General features: G+C 69.6%; 20 protein-coding genes and 2 tRNA genes. 19 read left to right on the top strand and 3 right to left on the bottom strand.

What is annotated here, in order from left to right; translation table 11 throughout:
• Positions 1–15: 15 nt before the first annotated feature.
• Positions 16–579 (bottom strand): helix-turn-helix domain-containing protein, encoded by a 564-nt coding sequence (locus tag HDA39_RS24790; protein WP_184798906.1) that lies wholly within the window; start codon positions 577–579, stop codon positions 16–18.
• A 39-nt stretch (positions 580–618) separates the two neighbouring features.
• Here HDA39_RS24790 and HDA39_RS24785 point away from each other — a divergent pair, with 39 nt between their 5' ends.
• On the top strand, positions 619–1,143 hold the full coding sequence (locus tag HDA39_RS24785; RefSeq protein ID WP_184798904.1) for a GNAT family N-acetyltransferase: 525 nt from the start codon (positions 619–621) through the stop codon (positions 1,141–1,143).
• Between the two features lie 25 nt (positions 1,144–1,168).
• On the top strand, positions 1,169–1,663 hold the full coding sequence (locus tag HDA39_RS24780; RefSeq protein ID WP_184798902.1) for a GNAT family N-acetyltransferase: 495 nt from the start codon (positions 1,169–1,171) through the stop codon (positions 1,661–1,663).
• Between the two features lies 1 nt (position 1,664).
• Here HDA39_RS24780 and HDA39_RS24775 read toward each other — a convergent pair whose 3' ends face one another.
• Entirely contained in the window at positions 1,665–2,525 is an 861-nt protein-coding gene (locus HDA39_RS24775) for a M23 family metallopeptidase (RefSeq protein WP_337925879.1), read from the bottom strand.
• A 568-nt stretch (positions 2,526–3,093) separates the two neighbouring features.
• Between HDA39_RS24775 and HDA39_RS24770 the strand changes: the two genes are divergently transcribed.
• The 14 genes from HDA39_RS24770 to rpmG all read left to right on the top strand — a co-directional run bounded on the left by HDA39_RS24770 (position 3,094) and on the right by rpmG (position 15,617).
• Entirely contained in the window at positions 3,094–4,071 is a 978-nt protein-coding gene (locus HDA39_RS24770) for an amino acid ABC transporter permease (protein WP_337925878.1), read from the top strand.
• A 5-nt stretch (positions 4,072–4,076) separates the two neighbouring features.
• Entirely contained in the window at positions 4,077–4,829 is a 753-nt protein-coding gene (locus HDA39_RS24765) for an amino acid ABC transporter ATP-binding protein (protein ID WP_184798898.1), read from the top strand.
• Positions 4,829–5,773 carry an ABC transporter substrate-binding protein gene (locus HDA39_RS24760; protein ID WP_184798896.1) on the top strand — a complete coding sequence of 315 codons (945 nt, stop codon included), beginning with the start codon at positions 4,829–4,831 and terminating at the stop codon, positions 5,771–5,773. The genes HDA39_RS24765 and HDA39_RS24760 overlap by 1 nt, the downstream gene beginning before the upstream one ends.
• Before the next feature lie 9 nt (positions 5,774–5,782).
• Positions 5,783–6,772, top strand: coding sequence for an ABC transporter substrate-binding protein (locus HDA39_RS24755; protein WP_184798894.1), 990 nt, complete (start codon positions 5,783–5,785; stop codon positions 6,770–6,772).
• A gap of 12 nt (positions 6,773–6,784) precedes the next feature.
• Positions 6,785–7,840, top strand: a complete 1,056-nt coding sequence (ssuE, locus tag HDA39_RS24750) for an NADPH-dependent FMN reductase (protein ID WP_184798893.1) — start codon at positions 6,785–6,787, stop codon at positions 7,838–7,840.
• Positions 7,837–8,898 (top strand): LLM class flavin-dependent oxidoreductase, encoded by a 1,062-nt coding sequence (locus tag HDA39_RS24745; RefSeq protein WP_184798891.1) that lies wholly within the window; start codon positions 7,837–7,839, stop codon positions 8,896–8,898. The genes ssuE and HDA39_RS24745 overlap by 4 nt, the downstream gene beginning before the upstream one ends.
• A complete protein-coding gene (locus HDA39_RS24740; RefSeq protein ID WP_184798889.1) occupies positions 8,895–10,211 on the top strand; it encodes an NtaA/DmoA family FMN-dependent monooxygenase in 1,317 nt (438 codons plus the stop codon). Before HDA39_RS24745 ends, HDA39_RS24740 begins: the two co-directional genes overlap by 4 nt.
• Before the next feature lie 8 nt (positions 10,212–10,219).
• Entirely contained in the window at positions 10,220–12,157 is a 1,938-nt protein-coding gene (locus HDA39_RS24735; RefSeq protein ID WP_420488802.1) for an FAD/NAD(P)-binding protein, read from the top strand.
• Positions 12,147–13,256 (top strand): LLM class flavin-dependent oxidoreductase, encoded by a 1,110-nt coding sequence (locus HDA39_RS24730; protein ID WP_184798885.1) that lies wholly within the window; start codon positions 12,147–12,149, stop codon positions 13,254–13,256. The genes HDA39_RS24735 and HDA39_RS24730 overlap by 11 nt, the downstream gene beginning before the upstream one ends.
• Entirely contained in the window at positions 13,253–14,011 is a 759-nt protein-coding gene (locus HDA39_RS24725) for a DUF1684 domain-containing protein (protein ID WP_184798883.1), read from the top strand. Before HDA39_RS24730 ends, HDA39_RS24725 begins: the two co-directional genes overlap by 4 nt.
• A complete protein-coding gene (locus tag HDA39_RS24720) occupies positions 14,008–15,051 on the top strand; it encodes an LLM class flavin-dependent oxidoreductase (RefSeq protein ID WP_184798881.1) in 1,044 nt (347 codons plus the stop codon). Before HDA39_RS24725 ends, HDA39_RS24720 begins: the two co-directional genes overlap by 4 nt.
• Positions 15,052–15,187: 136 nt before the next feature.
• Positions 15,188–15,260, top strand: a tRNA-Thr gene (locus HDA39_RS24715).
• 50 nt (positions 15,261–15,310) lie between these two features.
• A tRNA-Met gene (locus HDA39_RS24710) sits at positions 15,311–15,384 on the top strand.
• Positions 15,385–15,449: 65 nt separating this feature from the next.
• Positions 15,450–15,617 (top strand): 50S ribosomal protein L33, encoded by a 168-nt coding sequence (gene rpmG, locus HDA39_RS24705; RefSeq protein ID WP_131361122.1) that lies wholly within the window; start codon positions 15,450–15,452, stop codon positions 15,615–15,617.
• A gap of 60 nt (positions 15,618–15,677) precedes the next feature.
• On the opposite strand, the gene HDA39_RS24700 is transcribed toward rpmG, so the two are convergent.
• Positions 15,678–16,415 (bottom strand): (2Fe-2S)-binding protein, encoded by a 738-nt coding sequence (locus HDA39_RS24700; RefSeq protein ID WP_184798879.1) that lies wholly within the window; start codon positions 16,413–16,415, stop codon positions 15,678–15,680.
• Between the two features lie 100 nt (positions 16,416–16,515).
• Between HDA39_RS24700 and HDA39_RS24695 the strand changes: the two genes are divergently transcribed.
• The 3 genes from HDA39_RS24695 to HDA39_RS24685 are packed head-to-tail and all read left to right on the top strand — an operon-like array spanning position 16,516 to position 18,376.
• A complete protein-coding gene (locus HDA39_RS24695) occupies positions 16,516–16,938 on the top strand; it encodes an FAS1-like dehydratase domain-containing protein (RefSeq protein ID WP_184798877.1) in 423 nt (140 codons plus the stop codon).
• Complete coding sequence (locus HDA39_RS24690; protein ID WP_184798875.1) at positions 16,935–17,342, top strand: MaoC/PaaZ C-terminal domain-containing protein; 408 nt, start codon at positions 16,935–16,937, stop codon at positions 17,340–17,342. The genes HDA39_RS24695 and HDA39_RS24690 overlap by 4 nt, the downstream gene beginning before the upstream one ends.
• Entirely contained in the window at positions 17,339–18,376 is a 1,038-nt protein-coding gene (locus tag HDA39_RS24685) for a UDP-N-acetylmuramate dehydrogenase (RefSeq protein WP_184798873.1), read from the top strand. Before HDA39_RS24690 ends, HDA39_RS24685 begins: the two co-directional genes overlap by 4 nt.
• Positions 18,377–18,480 lie beyond the last annotated feature (104 nt).

Here is an 18,480-nt window from a genome sequence, read left to right as displayed (position 1 = left end):
ACGACCGGACCCCGGTCAGGAACGAGTCTTCACAAGTGCCACGAGATAGCGACAGAGCGCCGCCGAAGGATTGTGGAACGTGGTCGGCGACGGTACGCCGAGCTCGAGGCAGTCACCGGCTTCCAGCTCGTGCACGAGCTCGCCCTCGTGGAAGCGCAGCCGGCCGGCCAGCACCCACAGCTGCTGGGTCTTGAAGATGTACGCGTCGGCCGGGTACGAGACCGAGGCGCCCGGCGGGAGCTCGACCTCGACCAGTTCCAGCGGCGAGTCGGTGCCGGGGGAGACCGCGCGGCGGCGGTAGCCCGTCGCGGGGTCGGTCCACACGGGCTGTTCGGCCGTACGCCGTACGCGATCGCCGTCGGACTGCTCGGCGCGGGCGACCAGCTCCGACAGGGTCATGCCGAGCGCACCGGACAGCCGCCCGAGCAGTACGGCGGTCGGCTGCGCCTCGCCGCGCTCGATCTTGCCGATCATCGCGCGGGAGACGCCGGAGCGCTCGGCCAGCGCGTTCACCGACAGGTCCCGGTCGTGCCGGGCGGCCTGCAGGGTCGCGGCCAGGGAAGCGGAGAGCTGGTCCATGCTTGCCACTATAGCGGCAGCTGTGGCTACTATGGTGGCATGAGGATCAGGGATGCGGTGCCCGAGGAGGACGCGTCCGCCTGTACGGCGATCTACGCGCCGTACGTCCGCGAGACGGCCATCACCTTCGAGGTCGATCCGCCGAGCGAGGCGCAGGTGGTCGAGCGCATCATCGCCGCCCAGAAGAGCCACGCCTGGCTGGTGCTGGAGGACGACGCCGGGCGGATCGTCGGGTACGCGTACGGCGGGCCGATGAAGGAGCGGGCGGCGTACCGGTGGTCGTGCGAGGTGAGCATCTACCTCGAGCTCGGCCGACGTCGTACCGGTGGTGGACGCGCCTTGTACGAAGCCCTCTTCGAGCGCCTGACCGAGCGCGGATTCCGGACGGCGATCGCCGGCATGACGTTGCCGAACGACGCCAGCGTCGGCCTGCACGCCGCCCTCGGCTTCGCGCCGATCGGCACCTACCGCCGGATCGGCTGGAAGAACGGCGCCTGGCACGACGTCGCGTGGACCCAGCGAACGCTCGCCGTCGCCGAGGATCCGCCGGAAGAGACGGTCTGACCTCTCGTCATCTGAAGATGGAGGTGTGAGCGACAAGCGTGTGACCGTACGCCGGGCGGTCGAGGCCGACGAAGCCGCCCTGCTCGAGATCGAGCTGACGGCGTGGGATGCGAGTTCCGGGTTTCCCTCGTTGACCGCGGGCGACCGGACGACCTTCTTCGCCGAACGCTGGGGGCCGGAGGCGTTCATCGTCGCCGAGCTGGACGGGCGCGTGGTGGGCTACATCCGGCTGCAGGAGAAGTACCCGTTCCCCGAAGGTGCGGGCGTGCTGTCGATCAACGGGCTCGCGGTCGCGCTCGACGCGCGCGGGCAGGGCGTCGGGTCGGTGCTGATGGAGGCCGTCGCCGCAGAAGGAAAACGCCGTGGCGCCCGCAAGATCGCCTTGCACGTGCACGGTGTGAACACCGCCGCAAGGCGTCTGTACGAGCGCCACGGTTACGTCGTCGAAGGAACTCACCCACGAGAGTTCCTGATCGACGGCCAGTACGTCGACAGCCTCGACCTGGCCCTGTTCCTCTGAGTTACGGGTTGACCCCGTGGTCCCGCAGCCACGGCTCCGGGTCGACCTGGTCGCTGCCGCCGAGCAGGACCTCGAAGTGCACGTGCGGGCCGGTCGTGTTGCCGGACATCCCGATCGAACCGACCTGGGTCCCGGCCGCGACCACGTCGCCGACGTTCACGGTGAACTCCGACATGTGCCCGTACGACGTGACGGTGCCGTCGCTGTGGCGGACCTTCACCTGACGCCCGTACGCGCCGGCGAACTCCGCCTGGATGACCTCACCCGGCAGCACCGAGCGCACCGGCGTACCCGTCGGGGCAGCGAAGTCGAGGCCGGTGTGGTTGCTGGCCCAGCGGCTGCCGCCCTGCCCGAAGTGCGCGGTCAGGTGGTACCCGGTGGTCGGCAGCGTGATCCGCATCGAGGTCGCGGCGGCGCGCTCCTCGGCTTCGGCCTTGGCCTCCGCCTGCTGCTCGGCCTTCGCCTCGGCGGCGGCCTTCGCGAGAGCCGCGGCCTTCGCGGCGGCGGCTGCCTTGGTCGCGGCGGCGGCCTTCTTCGCAGCGGTCGCCTTGGCGGCGGCCAGCGCGAGCGCACGCCGCTCGGTGATGGTCGCGTTCGCGGCCAGCTGGGCGGCACGGGCCTTGGCGACCTGCGCCGCCTTCGCCTCCTGCGCCGCCTTCTGGGTCGACGACAGCGAGAGCTCGAAGCGGGAGAGGTCACGGGAGCCCAGGTCACGCCGGTCGATCCGAGCGGCGGTGAGGGCCTCGGCCTGCGCCGGGTTGAGCGAGCTGCCGGCCGAGGCCGGGCTCGTCGGGGCGGCGAGGCCGGCGGCGGCGGTGCCGGCCGCGGCGGCCAGTGCCGCGGTCAGGCCGACCAGCTGCACGGCACGCCCGGGGCGTTGCAGGCGAAGCTGACTTCGCCGGGTGGAACGGTGCTTGGCCACCCGACGGGGAGCGACCGGGCGACGAGGTGCCGGCCGTTCTGCTTCCGGCACGTCATGGTGAGGGGACACGGGGAGGGGCCTTCCAAGTCGAGTCGCCGCCACGGAGACCCGCGGCAGCCGACCGCCACGGAACCCGCGGCAGCCCATCGACCATAACGACGAGATCACGGACACCTCAAACGCACGTTGCGACCAGATGACCGAATCTGGCTACGCAGAGCGACCGGCGATCGTCCCGGAGTCGCCTCCGAGCGTGAATCCGACCGGTGGGTAGTTGAACATCGTAGTGACCAGCGTCACGGGCGTCATGGCGCCGACCAGCCCTCCGGATCGGCTATGGAGCGTCCATCATATGAGAACTTAGTCGACCGACTTACTTCACATTCGATACTGGTTTGACGAAGCCGACCGATCTCTACGGCGTCCTCTCTCCGGGGACGTCTGCCGCGCTGTGTCCGCAGGCCGGACACGCGTTCGTTGCCGCCTACCCACCGCCCTGGAGTAGACCGTGTCCCTGAGTCCGTTGACGTCGGCCCGCGCGGCCGACCCCCCTGACGCCGAGCTCCTGGCCGACGCCGACCTCCCGGTCGTCGGCCACCGGCACCCGTGGCGATGGGTCGGCGTCGCCGTCGTCCTCACCCTGCTGGCGATGTTCGTGCACGGCCTGGTCACCAACCCCGGCTGGGACTGGCCGACGTTCTTCGCGTTCTTCACCACCCGGACGGTTCTGTCCGCCCTCTGGGTGACGATCCAGCTGACCGTGTACGGCACGGTGCTCGGCTTCGCGCTCGGCGGCGTGGTCGCCGCGATGCGGCTGTCCGGCAGCCCGTTCCTGCAAGTAGTTGCCTGGGGCTACATCTGGGCGTTCCGCTCGATCCCGCTGATCGTCCAGCTGCTGTTCTGGTTCAACCTGGCCTACCTCTACAACGAGCTCAGCCTGGGCATCCCGTTCGGCCCGGAGTTCGTCAAGTTCAGCACCAACAACCTGTTCGGCCCGCTCGGCGCCGCCGTCCTCGGACTGGCTCTGCACCAGGCCGCGTACGCCGCGGAGATCATCCGCGGCGGCATCGTCTCGGTCGACCAGGGCCAGACCGAGGCGGCGGCCGCGCTGGGTATCCCGCGGCTGCGGCAGTTCTTCCGGATCGTGCTGCCGCAGGCGATGCGGGCGATCCTGCCGAACGGCGCGAACGAGGTGATCAGCCTGTTCAAGGGCACGTCGATCGTGTCGGTGATGGCGATCCCCGAGCTCTTCTACCAGGTCCAGGTGATCTACGGGCGCAACAGCCGGGTCGTGCCTTTGCTGATGGTGGCAACGGTCTGGTACATCGTGCTGACCACGCTGCTGTCGGTCGTCCAGTTCTACGTCGAGCGGCACTTCGCCCGCGGGACGACGCGTGAGCTGCCACCGACCCCGATCCAGCGCGTACGGCGGACGTGGCAGGGCCTGACCGTCCGGGCGGCGGCACGATCGGGGGCCGGCGGATGACCGTGATGGTGGATCTCAAGGGCGTGCACAAGTCGTTCGGCCCGTTGGAAGTGCTCAAGGGCGTCGACCTGGAGGTGAAGGCGGGCACCGTCACGGTGATCCTCGGGCCGTCCGGCTCCGGCAAGTCGACGCTGCTGCGGTCGATCAACCACCTGGAGAAGGTGGACCGCGGCCTGGTCCGGATCGACGGCGAGCTGATCGGCTACCGCCGCCGCGGCAACAAGCTGCACGAGCTGCGTGAGCGGGAGATCCTGCACCAGCGCTCCCAGGTCGGTTTCGTCTTCCAGAACTTCAACCTGTTCGGCCATCTGACGGCGTTGCAGAACGTCGTCGAGGCACCGGTCTCGGCACAACGCCGCAAGCGCAAGGACGTCGAGCCCGAGGCCCGCGCGCTGCTCGAGCGGGTCGGCGTCGGCGACAAGGCCGACGTCTACCCCCGGCAGCTGTCCGGCGGGCAGCAGCAACGGGTCGCGATCGCCCGCGCGCTGGCGCTGCGGCCGAAGGTGTTGCTGTTCGACGAACCGACCAGCGCGCTCGACCCGGAGCTGGTCGGCGAGGTCCTCGACGCGATCTTGGAGCTCGCTCGCGACGGCTCGACGATGGTCGTCGTCACCCACGAGATCGGGTTCGCCCGGGAGATCGCCGACACCGTCGTGTTCATCGACGGCGGCGTGATCGTCGAGTCCGGCCCGCCGTACGACGTCCTGGACAACCCCACCCACGAGCGCACCCGCGCCTTCATCTCCAAGGTCCTGTGATGAGACTCCTGCTCGCGGCCACGGCCGCTGTCGCCACTGTCCTGGTCGCCGGGTGCGGCGCCGAGCCGCAGACCGAGAACGCCGCGGTCTCCGGGGTGAACACCTCCGCCGACCAGCAACGCGTCACCACCACCAAGAACGAGGCGGCCGCCGCGCTGATCCCGGCGAAGGTCCGGGAGCGCGGCACGCTGATCGTCGGCGCCGGCTTCGGCAGCGGCAACCCGCCGCTCGGGTTCCTGGCCGACGACAACAAAACACCGATCGGGATCGAGGTCGACATCGCCCACCTGGTCGCGGGCGCCCTCGGGCTGACGCCGGAGATCCAGGTGACCAGCTGGGAGAACCTGTTCATCGGCCTGGACTCGGCCAAGTACGACGCCGGCTTCTCCAACATCACGGTGACCGAGAAGCGCAAGCAGAAGTACGACTTCGCGACGTACCGCAAGGACGACATCGCGTTCGAGGCCAAGAAGGGCGGCGACTGGAAGGTTGTCGAGGGCAAGGACGTGGCCGGCAAGACGATCGCGGTCGGCTCGGGCACCAACCAGGAGAAGATCCTGGTCGACTGGAACGACGCGAACTCCGAGGCCGGGCTGCCGGCGGCCACGATCAAGTACTTCAACAACCAGCCGGACACCTACTTGGCGCTCAGCTCCGGCCGGATCGACGCCTACCTCGGGCCGAACCCGTCGATCGCGTACCACGTGAAGACCGGCGGGGACACCGAGACGATCGGCAAGTTGTCCGGCGCCGGGCCGTCGCTGCAGGGGCTGATCGCGGCGACGACCAAGAAGGACAGTGGCCTCGCGCCGGCGTACCAGGCGGCGCTGAACGCGGTGATCGCCGACGGCAGCTACGCCAAGGTCCTGGAGCGCTGGAACGTCTCGACCGAGGCGATCGCCAAGTCCGAGCTCAATCCGCCCGGCCTCCCGCTGACGAGCTGAGGAACCACCATGAACAAGAAGACAGCATTCGTTGCCGTGGTCGCCCTGCTGGCGCTGGCCGGCTGCGCGGACCCGGTCACCGAGCCCGCCGCCGGGCCGCCCGCTGCGGGTGGAGCCGCACCGGTCAAGTTCGACACGTCGGCCGACCAGGAGCGGCCGACGCCGGCGAAGGTGGACAGCATCGCGGCGGAACTGCCGGCCGCGATCCGCGAGAGCGGCAAGCTCGTGGTCGGCAGCGGCTCGGCCGGGGGCGGGCTGCCGCCGCTGGGGTTCACGGCCGACGACAACAAGACACCGATCGGTGTCGACATCGACATCGCGCACCTGGTCGCGAGCGTGCTCGGGCTGCAGGTCGAGGTCCAGACCACGAGCTGGGAGAACCTGTTCCTCGGCATCGACTCCGGCAAGTACGCCGTCGGGATCTCGAACATCGGCGTCTCGGAGCTGCGCAAGGAGAAGTACGACTTCGCGACGTACCGGCTCGGTCTGCACGCCTTCGAGGCGAGGAAGGGCTCGGGCCTGACGGTCAAGGAACCGAAGGACATCGCCGGCAAGACGGTCGCGGTCAGCTCCGGCACCCTGCAGGAGGCGATCCTGCTGGACTGGAACAAGCAGAACGTCGCGGCCGGGCTGAAGCCGGCGACGCCGAAGTACTACCAGTCCGCGACCGACTACTACCTGGCGCTGGAGTCCGGCCGGATCGACCTGTACCTGGGGCCGAACCCGACGTCGACGTACCACGTGGCGACGGCCGGCAAGACCGAGATCGTGGGCACGGTCTCGTCCAGCTACCCGGTGCAGGGGCTGGTCGGTGTCACCAGCAAGAAGGGTGCCGGGCTGGCCAAGCCGGTCGCCGACGCGCTGAACGCGGCGATCGCCGACGGCAGCTACGCGAAGGTGCTGGCCAAGTGGGGCCTGCCGGCCGAAGCCGTGCAGAAATCGCTCGTGAACCCGCCCGGCCTTCCCAAGACGGCGCAATCAACGACAGGGCAGAAGTAGAAGGGCTTTTGAATGGCGACCATCGCAACCATTTCGAGCAGTCCCTCTGAGGTTTCCCGCACCGACGCGGTGCTGTCGTACGTGACCAAGCGGCTGCTGAGCCACGGGCACGTGGTGACGCCGATCGTGCTGCGCGATCTCCCGGCCGAGCCGCTGCTGCGCGGGCGGGCCGATGATCCGGCGATCCGCGCGGCGATCGACGTCCTGGCCGCTGCCGATGGCGTGGTGGTGACGACGCCGGTCTATAAGGCGGCGTACTCGGGGCTGTTGAAGGTGTTCCTGGACCTGCTGCCGCAGTACGCGCTGCGCGGCAAGACGGTGTTGCCGCTGGCGACAGGCGGTACGCCGGCGCACGTGCTGGTGATCGACTACGCGCTCCGGCCGGTGCTGACCAGTCTGGGCGCGGGGGCGATCGGGCAGGGGTGGTTCGTGCTGTCGTCGCATGTGCGCCTGTACGACGGCGGCGGGCTGCTGCTCGACCAGGCCGCATCGGCGCCGCTCTACCAGGTGACCGAGGCGTTCCTGTCCACGGTCGAAGGGGTCACTCTCGTGGAGAGCGCGCCGATCCAGACCGCCGCGCTCGAGACTCTGCTCGCGCGGCCCGAGGATCCCGAGGCGGCACCGCTGCTGGCGGATCTGGTCGTCGAGTACAGCACCCGGTACGGCCGGACGAACGAGAACACCCAGCTCACCGAGGTCCCTGCTTCGGACTTCCACCGTGAGCAGGGCGGCGCGTTCGTGCTGCTGCGGCACGGCGGTGAGACCGTCGCGGGCGGCGCGATCCGCCGGTACGACGAGGAGACCGCGGAGGTGAAGCGGATGTGGACGTCGCATTTGCATCGGAGGCAAGGCCTCGGGCGTCGAGTGCTGGAGGAGCTGGAGCGGGCAGCGGGGGAGCTGGGGTATCGGAAGCTTTACCTGACGACCGGGCCGCGTCAGCCTGAGGCGGCGGCGTTGTATCTGTCGGTCGGGTTCGAGCCGCAGTTCGACGTCGAGGCTGATCCGGAGTCGATCGGGCCTCTGCCGTTCGTGAAGGATCTCGGCGTCCGGCTGCAGGTGGCGTCATGAGCTTCCTCATCACTTCAATTGAGATTGACGGTGCGGGTGGGCACCCGGCGGCCTGGCGTGGGTCCGAAGTAGATCCTTCGGCGATCCTCACCGGGGAGCTGGCGCTGCGGGCCGTGCAGCGGGCCGAGGCGGCGGGAGTCGATCTCGCGACGTTCGCCGACGCGTTGGAGGCGCCCGCGGATGTGCCTGAGCGGGTGAGCGCGCGGCTGGACGCGTTGGGGCTGGCGGCGCGGATCGCGCCGGCGACCGAGCGGATCGGGCTGGTGCCGACGATCACGGTGACGCACACCGAGCCGTTCCACGTCCAGGCGTCGGTCGCGACGCTCGACTGGGTGTCGGCCGGCCGGGCGGGGTGGCTGGTCGACGTGTCGTCGTCGGCGGAGGCGGCCGCGGTGATCGGACGACGGTCGCCGGCGGTCGACGCGGAAACGTGGCGCGAGGCCCGGTACGTCGTCGACGTGAGCCGGCGGTTGTGGGACTCGTGGGAGGACGACGCGATCATCCGGGACGCGCCGAGCGGGCGGTTCGTGGACCGGGAGCGGATCCACTACGTCGACTTCGAGAGCCCGTCGTTTGCGGTCAAGGGCCCGTCGATCGTGCCGCGGCCGCCGCAGGGGCATCCGGTGACGGCGCTGCGGGTCTCGTCCGAGGACGCCTTGCAGGCTGCTGGGGACGTGGACCTGGTGTTGTTGCCGGGGGCAAGTGATGTCGAGGCGCGGGTGGCCGCCGTACGGGCTGCTGGTGGTGGGCGGGTGCTGTTGTCGGTCAGTGTGCTGCTGGAGGAGGACGGGGCTTCCGGCGTACGGCGTGCTGAGGGGATGGATCACGTCGGTGGGGTGGCACGGCTCGCGGAGCTGATCGAGGAGTGGGCTGCTTTGGGGATCGACGGCGTGCATCTGCGGCCGGCGTCGTTGGAGCTCGACGTGCCTGTGATCGCTGACGCGTTGCTGCCGTTGCTGCGGGAACGGAAGTTGGTCGGGGCCGCTCGGCCGGGGAGTTTGCGGAGCCGGCTGGGGCTTTCGCGGCCGGCCAATCGGTACGAGGGGAGCCGGCGATGAGCAAGCAGATCCATCTGGCGGCGCACTTCCCGGGCGTGAACAACACGACGGTGTGGTCGGACCCGGAGTCGCGGTCGCAGATCGACTTCGCGTCGTTCCGGAACCTGGCGGAGACCGCGGAGCGCGGGACGTTCGACTTCTTCTTCCTGGCCGAGGGGTTGCGGCTGCGCGAGGTGAAGGGACGGATCCACGACCTCGACGTGGTCGGGCGGCCGGAGTCACTGACCGTACTGAGCGCGCTGGCCGCCGTCACGACGCATCTCGGGCTGGCGGCGACGGTGAACTCGACGTTCAACGAGCCGTACGAGCTGGCCAAGCGGCTGGCGACGCTGGACCACGTGTCCGGCGGGCGCGCGGCGTGGAACGTGGTCACCTCGTGGGACGCGTTCACCGGGGAGAACTTCCGGCGCGGCGGGTACCTCGACAAGGCCGACCGGTACGTCCGGGCGGAGGAGTCGCTGCGGATCGTCCGTTCGTTGTGGGACGCGTGGCGCGACGACGATCTGGTGCTCGACCAGGCCGCCGGGGTTTTCGCCCGTGAAGGCGCTGGGGCCTTCGCGGACGACGGCGACCACTTCACCATCCGGGGCCGGTTCGGACTGCCGCGGTCGCCGCAGGGTCACCCGGTCGTCATCCAGGCCGGCGACAGCGACCAGGGCCGCGACTTCGCTGCCGCCGGCGCTGATGTGATCTTCAGCCGCCATGGTGCGTTCGAGGCCGGACAGACCTTCTACAAGGACGTCAAGTCCCGCCTCCCGCGGCACGGCCGCGCCGAGGACTCGCTGAAGATCATGCCCGCCGTCACGGTGGTCGTCGCCGACACCGACGCCGAGGCCCTAGACAAGGCCCACCACATCCGCGAGCAACAGGTCTCCGGCCCCACCGCGATCGTCCTGGCTGAGTTGTTGTGGGGCCGGGATCTCTCGTCGTACGACCCGGACGGGCCGCTCCCTGCCGATGACCCTGTCGTCGGCTCATCGGTCACCCAAGGCCGAGTCGGCTACAACGACCCGGCGCCCATCGTGGCCGAGTGGAGAGCCCAGGCTGCGGCCAATGGTTGGTCCCTGCGTCAAACAGTCATCAACCAGCAAAACCGCCAAACCTTCGTCGGCAGCCCCACCACGGTCGCCGAGGCCATGAACCACCACGTCCAGGAGAACGCGGCCGATGGGTTTGTCCTAGTTCCGCACCTGACGCCGGGTGGGCTGGACGACTTCGTGGACCGGGTTGTCCCGTTGCTGAGGGAGAGAGGTGTCTTCCGCACGGAGTACGAGAGCACGACACTCCGCGACCACTTGGGGTTGAGGAGATGACGACCACCGTGCCGTCGCGGGCGGGGCAGCACAGCAGCCCAGCCCAGCCACCCGACGTGGGCGAAGCCCACGAGCCCGGGGTGCCGGCGACTGTGGTGTTTGTTGGGGGTGGGCCTCGGACTGTTGGGGTGTTGGAGCGAATGGCGGCCAGTGCTTCGGAGTTGTTGGGGGAGCGGCCGGTGCGGGTGCATGTGGTGGATCCGTATCCGGCGGGCGGAGGGAGGATCTGGCGGCGGGCGCAATCGCGGTTGTTGTGGATGAACTCGATGACCTCCGACGTCACGATCTTCACCGACGAGTCGGTGGAGTGCGAGGGGCCAGTGGTGCCGGGGCCCGCGCTGGATCAGTGGGTGGTGGGGGCGGGAGCCACTGTGCTGGAAGAGGCGGGGATCGAGCCGCCAGGAGCGATGGACTTTCCGCCTCGGTTGGTGCAGGCGGAGTACCTGGCCTGGGTGTGGGACCGCGTGGTCGCGTCGCTGCCGGCGAACGTGGTGGTCGAGACGCATCTCGAGCGAGCCGTCGAGCTGACCGAGAAGAACACGGTGCGGCTGGAGTCCGGCCGTGAGATCCAGGCCGATGTCGTGGTGCTCGCGCTGGGATACCTCGACCGCGAGCTGACGCCGGAAGAAGTTGCCTGGGGCAACGCCGCGACGAAGCACGGACTGACCTACCTCCCGCCGGGCTACACCGCCGACGTCGACCTGTCCGACCTGCGCGCCGGCGAGAACGTCATCGTCCGCGGCCTCGGTCAGGCGTTCATCGACCTGATGGTGCTGCTGACCGAGGGCCGCGGCGGCTGGTACGACGAGTGCTCCGGCCTGCTCACCTACCACCCCAGCGGCAACGAACCGATCCTGTACGCCGGCTCGCGCCGAGGCGTCCCGTACCACGCGAAGCTCGGCTACACCGTCGCCGGCACCACCCCGGTCCCCACCCGCTACCTGACCAAGGAAGCCCTCGACAGCCTCGACGGCCAAGTCCTCGACTACGCGCGCCAGCTCCGCCCACTCATCGACAAGGAGCTCACCTACGCCCACTACCGCCAGCTCTTCACCGCCCACCCCGACCGAACCACCTGGACCTGGGACGAGTTCGCCACGGTCCTCGACCGCACCTTCCCCACCGACGAAGAGTTCCGTACGGCGGTCGCCCGCGCCGTCCCCTCCGAGCACGATCACTTCGACCTGGCCGCCGTCGACCGCCCGCTGGCCGGCGTCGGTTTCACCGACCGCGACCAGCTCGACCAGACCGTCGTCCAGCTGATCGAGAACGACCTGCTCCGGCGGGCCGACCCGCAGTACTCGCCCGACCTCGCCGTCTTCAACGCCCTGCTGGGCGTCTACAGCGTCCTCTCGGTCGCGATCACGGAGGGCCGCCTGTCCGACGAGGACCGCGTCCGTCACGTCGAGACCGAGTGGCACGGCTTCTTCTCGTTCGTCGCCAGCGGCCCGCCGCCGCGTCGCCTGGAAGAGCTTCTCGCCCTGCACCGCGCGGGCCTGGTCAAGTTCACCGGCCCCGACCTGACGGTTGCCCTCGACAACGACCAGTTCGTCGGCCGCAGCCCGGCCGTGCCCGGCGAGCTGCGCGCCCGCGCGTTCGTCGAGGCCCGGCTGCCGCGTCCCGACGTACTGGCCGCGACCGATCCTCTGCTCAGAGGCCTGCTCGGCAACGGCTTGCTGGCCGCGGACGAGCTGATCGCCGGAGACGGTACGAGTCTCGGCGGCGGCCAGCTCAAGGCCGACAGCCACTGCCGCGCGATCCGCGCCGACGGAACGGTCCACCCGGAACTGTTCCTGCTCGGCCCGTCGGTGTCCGGCTCGGCCGGATCGTCCGGCTTCTCCCGCCCGTACTTCAACGGCCCCGGCTTCCGCCAGAACGACGCGGTCGCCCGGCGCCTGCTCCAGCTCCTGACCACCTCGACGAAAGCAGGTCACCATGGCAGTTGAGTTCCTCGGCATCGCCGGTACGAACCCGGCCAGCGAGGTCACCCCGCGGACCGGCGGCCCGCTCGACCTCGAGTACACGAGCAAGCTCGCCAGAGCCCACGAGGACAACGGCTGGGACCGGATCCTGTTCGCCTACCACTCCGGCTCGCCCGATCCGTCGACGGTCGCGGCGTACGTCGCGACGCGGACCGAGCGGATCAACCTGGTCGTGGCGCACCGGCCCAACGTCGCCTACCCGACGCTGACCGCGAAGACCTTCGCCACCTTGGACCACATCAGCAACGGCCGGTTCGAGGTGCACGTGATCACCGGCGGCTCGACCGCCGACCAGGCCGCCGAGGGGGACTTCCTGCCCAAGGACGACCGGTACGGGCGCACGCGCGAGTTCATCCAGATCCTCAAGCAGGCCTGGACGTCGGACGAGCGGTTCGACTTCGCCGGTCAGCACTACCAGTTCGAGCAGTTCGTGGCCGACATCAAGCCGCTGCAGCAGCCGCGGCCGCGGATCTCCTTCGGCGGTTCGTCGGCCGCGGCGTACGCCGTCGGAGCCGCGGAGGCGGACATCTTCGCGCTCTGGGGCGAACCGCTGGATGGGACCAAGGAGCAGTTGGCGACGATCGACGCGGAGGCGGCGAAGGCTGGGCGCGTGGATCGCCCGACGATCCAGATCGCGTTCCGGCCGATCCTCGCGCCGACCGAGGAGCTGGCCTGGGAGAAGGCGGAGAGCATCCTCGGCCGGATCAAGGACGTCCAGGCGGGGACGACGAACCGCCGCCGCGACCCGAGCAAGACTCCCGAGAACGCCGGATCGCGGCGTCTCCTCGCGGCGGTCGACGCGGGCGAACGCCACGACCGCGCCCTGTGGACCGCGCCGACCGGCCTGACCGGCGGAGGCGGCAACTCCACGGCCTTGGTCGGTACGCCGGAGACGGTCGCCGCCGCGCTGCTCGACTACTACGACCTGGGTGTCCGGATCTTCTCCGCCCGCGGGTACGACATCTACGACGACGCGATCGACTTCGGCCGGTACGTGATTCCGCTGGTGAGAGAAGAAGTAGCCCATCGCGAGAGTAGTAGCAGGCAGGAGTTGGCTTCATGACCGTCACGACCCAGGAGGACTGGCACACCGCCCGCGAGCAGGAGCTCGCCACCAAGTACGGCTGGCTCACCGTCTCCGCCTTCGACTGGCTGACCGACTCACCGGCCCGCGTCCCCGGCCTGCCCGGTACGTGGTGGACAGCCGACGGTCAAGCGCACGTCCGCGCAGGCGGCGAGCTGACGCTCCACGGCGACCCACTGGTCGGTACGACGTCAGCCGGCGTACCGGAAGGCGCATCACTCAGCTGGCTCCTGTACGGCGAGGTCCTGGTCGAGCTGCTGGTCAGGGACGGCAGGTACGCCCTCCGCCAGCGTGACCCCTCAGCAGCGACCAGGACGAGCTTCACCGGAGTCCCGACCTACCCGGTCGACCCGGCCTGGGTGGTCACCGGCCACTACACGCCCTACAACCAGGCCGAGCAGGCTGAGGTCGACACGGCCCGGCCCGACCTACGCGCCAAGCTGAAGCTGGTTGGTGCGGTCCACCTGGCACTCGGCGACACGGCGTACGAGCTGGCCGTGACCGCCGGTGGGGACGGCCGGCTCAACCTGGCGTTCTCTGACGAGACCAGTGAGCCGGGCGCCTGGCGCACGCTGACCGCAGGCGAGGTGCAGCGCGACGGCTCCGTCCTGGTCGACTTCAACCGGGCGATCAACCCGCCGTCCGCGTTCACCGCCCACGGCATCTGCCCGGCGCCCCCACCAGGCAACCGGCTGGCTCTACCTGTCACAGCAGGTGAGAAGAGGCCGCGGTGAAGTTCTGTACCTACACCCTGATCGACAACTCACCCGACCCGATCACCGGGCAGCAGCTCTCGACGTACGAGCGGTTCCAGCACGTGGTGAAGCAGGCGCAGTGGGCCGAGGAGCTGGGCTTCGACGGGTACGGCGTGGGGGAGCGGCACGCGCAGCGCTTCATCTCCTCGTCGCCGCCGGTGGTGCTCGCCTACATCGCCGCGGCGACCAGCCGGATCCGGCTGCTGACGACAGTGACCGTGCTGTCGCTGCTGGACCCCGTCCGGGTTGCCGAGGACTACGCGACGCTGGACCAGCTCTCCGGTGGCCGGCTGGATATCATCATCGGCAAGGGCAACGACCCGGACCAGAACGCGCTGTTCGGCTACGACCTGGACGGGCAGTGGGACCGGAACAGGGAGAAGTACGAGTTGCTCCGGCGGCTGCTGCGGGCGACAGGGGTGAGCTGGACCGGGCAGTACCGGCCGGACCTGGTCGACGCGACCACCCAGCCCAGACCGCTCCAGCAGCCGAGTATCCCGATCTGGCACGGCTCGGCCAGCTCCACGGAGTCCACCGAGCTGGCGGCCAAGTGGGGCGAGCCGCTGTTCTCCGCGAACGGCTTCCACCCGATGGAGAAGTACGCCGGCCTCATCCGGCACTACCGCGAGCGCTGGGCGGCGTACGGGCACGACCCGGCCGACGCGGTGGTCGGGGCCGGGTTCAACGGGCTCTACGTCCGGAAGAACTCGCAGGACGCCGTCGAGGGGTACCGGCCGATCTTCGACGCGTTCATGGACTCGCCAGGGGCCAAGCACAACCAGCTGCCGTTCCGGACGCTGGAGGAGTTCCTGGCCGGTGGGTCGGTGCTGGTCGGGTCGCCGGAGGAGGTGATCGACAAGTTCGGGCGCTACCAGGAGGCGTTCGGGCACGAGCTGTCCGGCGTCTCGCTGGAGGTCCCGGGCCTGCCGGACGCGGAGAACCGGGCCTCGGTCGAGAGCTTCGTCACAGACGTCCTGCCGGTCCTCCGGGCGACGTACCCGAGCCGGGTCTGGAACTGACGAAATCGACCCGTAATTTGGTCGGAAGCACTCCCGGGACCCGGTATGATTCTCTGGTCGGACAGAGGCGGAACTACACCTCCGGCCCTCGATTTCACATCGGGGCCAGGGACCGTGTAATCTCTCTCCTCGGCCCGCCCCTTTAGCTCAGTCGGCAGAGCGTCTCCATGGTAAGGAGAAGGTCTACGGTTCGATTCCGTAAAGGGGCTCTGAGAAACGCTGCGTCACCCGGTTCGCCGGGTGGGGCGACGGACTCTCTGGCGGGGTAGCTCAGGTGGTTAGAGCACACGGCTCATAATCGTGGTGTCGCGGGTTCGACTCCCGCCCCCGCTACCCACCAAACGGCAATGTGTGAGCGCGGCCCGACCGGGACGCGCTCCTGAGAAGAAGAGGCAGCAGTGGCCAAGTCAACGGACATCCGCCCGAAGATCACGCTGGCGTGCACCGTCTGCAAAGAGCGCAACTACATCACCAAGAAGAACCGGCGCAACAACCCGGACCGCCTGGAGATGAAGAAGTACTGCGCTCGCTGCAACGACCACACCGACCACCGCGAGACCCGCTGACCTTCAGCAGACTTCGCGTCGGGGCCGCTCTGGACACCAGAGCGGCCCCTTCGTTGTGCCTTACACGGTGATGATCGGCCGGCCGGCCTCGTACGCCGCCAGCCGCTCCTCCCGCGGCGTCAGGCAGCACGAGCCGCACACCGTCTCAGCACCCTTGTCGCTCGTGTAGTACAGACAGCACGTGTTCCGCAGGTACACGAGCTTCCCGCCGGCCTCGGTGACCTCCCCGAGCCTGGCCAGCCCGCCGGGCGCCTTCGCGACGAACGTCTCCCACCGCTCCAGCAGATGCTTCGGCGACACCGCCTCCTGCTCTCGCGTCGCCGCGCAGAACCCCATCGCGCACCCCGCCGCGACTCCTCCGTGCAGCTGCCGCAGCCCGGCCCGCGTACGACGGTGCAGCTCGGCCGAGAGCGGGAGCAGGTGCTGCGTCAGCACCACGTCGTACAGGGTGTGCAGCCCGCCGGGCAGGAAGGTGGCGGAGCGAATCGTGACCTCGGCCAGGCCGTGGCCGTCTTGCGGGCGGACCCAGAGGTTCTCCGGCCGGATGTCGAGCACCCGGCCCTCCAGCGCCCACAGCAGCAGTGCGGTCGCGGGCGCGCGTCCGGCGTAGAAGGACATCAGGCTGAGCGCGTTCGCGTGCGCGGACGTGTGTCCGCTGGCGTCGTGGTCGCGTTTCAGCAGCTCGGTCAGCTCCGGGCTGTCCGGCTCGAGAACGCGGTCCACCCGCAACCACTCCGAACCGCTCGGCGCCCCGATCCGGAGCGCGTAGCGGGGTGCGTACCGGCTCAGTGCCGCCACTGCCGTCACAGTTGTGCCCTTCCTGCCTCAGATCCCCAGTGATCTTCGCGGAGTGGGTGGCGGCACCCGCCCGCCCATACTGCCAGTAGGGTTACTGGCCATGACGATCGACGCCACGATGGTCGGCCGGAGCTACACGGCCGCCGAGACCTACCAGGTCGGCCGGGAGAAGATCCGGGAGTTCGCCGCCGCGATCGGGGACACCAACCCGGCGTACGCCGGTGACGACGCGGTGGCACCGCCGACGTTCGCGTTCGTGCTGAGCGCGCCCGCCCTCGACCTGCTGCTCGCGGACCCGGAGCTCGGGCTGCGGCTGGACCGGATCGTGCACGGCGCGCAGAAGTTCAACTACGTCCGCCCGATCAAGGCCGGGGACGCGGTGGGCGCCACGGCGACCATCACCACGGTCCGCAAGGCCGGTGACGTCGAGGTGATCATGTACGAGACCGTCCTGACCAGCGGCGACGGCGAGCAGCTCGCCACCTCGACCGCCACCGTCACGCACAACCGGGCGGACGCATGACCAGCGTCGAGGTCGGCACCGAGCTGCCGGCGCTGACCGTGACCTTCCGGCGCGAGGACCTGGTCCGGTACGCCGGTGCGAGCGGCGACTTCAACCCGATCCACTGGAGCGACCGGATGGCGGCCGCGCTCGGCCTGCCCGGCGTGATCGCGCACGGCATGCTGACGATGGCCTCGGCCGCGCGGGTGGTGACGGACTGGCTGGACGACCCGGCCGACCTGGTCGAGTACGGCGTCCGCTTCACCAAGCCGATCGTCGTACCGGACGACGACAAGGGCGCCACGGTGACGTTCTCGGCGAAGGTCGACAAGGTGGCCGACGGCCACGCCGAGATCGACATCACCGCGCTGGCCGGCGAGGAGAAGGTCCTCGGCCGGGCGCGAGCGGTCGTGCGGGTCCGGTGAACTCTCAGCAGACGACGGATCCGCGGCTGGCCGACCTGACCACGCTGCGGATCGGCGGACCGGCCGACAAGCTGGTCGAGGTGACGACGGAGGCCGAGCTGGTCGACGTCGTCCGGACGGCGGACGCGGCCAAGGAGCCGGTCCTGCTGCTCAGCGGCGGCAGCAACGTCGTGATCGGTGACGAGGGCTTCCGCGGCACGGTCGTGAAGATCGCGACCAAGGGGATCACGGTCGACGCCGACGCGTGCTCCGGCGCGATGATCCATCTGCAGGCCGGCGAGGACTGGGACACCGTCGTCCAGCGCGCGATCGCCGAGGAGTGGGTCGGGCTGGAGTCGATGTCCGGCATCCCGGGCCTGACCGGGTCCACCCCGGTGCAGAACGTCGGCGCGTACGGCCACGAGGTGTCGGAGTCGATCGCCTCGGTCCGCGTCTGGGACCGCGTCGAGAACGAGCTCCGCACGATCTTCGCCGCCGACTGCGGCTTCGCGTACCGGACCTCCCGCTTCAAGGCCGACCCGAGCCGGTACGTCGTACTGGAGGTCGCCTTCCAGCTGAAGCTCGGCAACCTGTCCGCCCCGATCGAGTACGCCGAGCTCGCCCGCGTCCTCGACGTGGAGCCCGGTTCGCGCGCCCCGATGACGGACGTCCGCGAGGCCGTCCTCACGCTGCGCCGCAGCAAGGGCATGGTCCTCGACGCCGAGGACCACGACACGTGGAGTGCGGGCTCGTTCTTCACCAACCCGTTGCTCGACGCCACAGCCGACGTACCGGCCGGTGCGCCGCAGTGGCCGCAGCCCGACGGCCGCGTCAAGACCAGCGCCGCCTGGCTGATCGAGCACGCCGGCATCTCCAAGGGCTTCGCGATCGGCAACGCGGCGGTCTCCTCCAAGCACACCCTCGCCCTCACCAACCAGGGCGGCGCGACCGCCAAGGAACTGCTCGCCCTCGCCGCCCACGTGCGCGGTCAGGTCCAGCACGCCTTCAACATCACCCTCGTGAACGAGCCGGTCCTGGTGAACTGCTCGCTCTGACCGGTTCGCCCCGTCTTCACTGTCCGTAACGGGCGGTGTCGACGTCTTCACAGACCGTAGAGGCTGTGCTTAGGGTGCTCCCACGCTCGGGGAATGGCTCGCGG

This window comes from Kribbella italica (assembly GCF_014205135.1).
GTDB classification, from domain to species: Bacteria; Actinomycetota; Actinomycetes; order Propionibacteriales; family Kribbellaceae; genus Kribbella; species Kribbella italica.
This window is presented reverse-complemented; position numbering and strand designations above follow the sequence as displayed.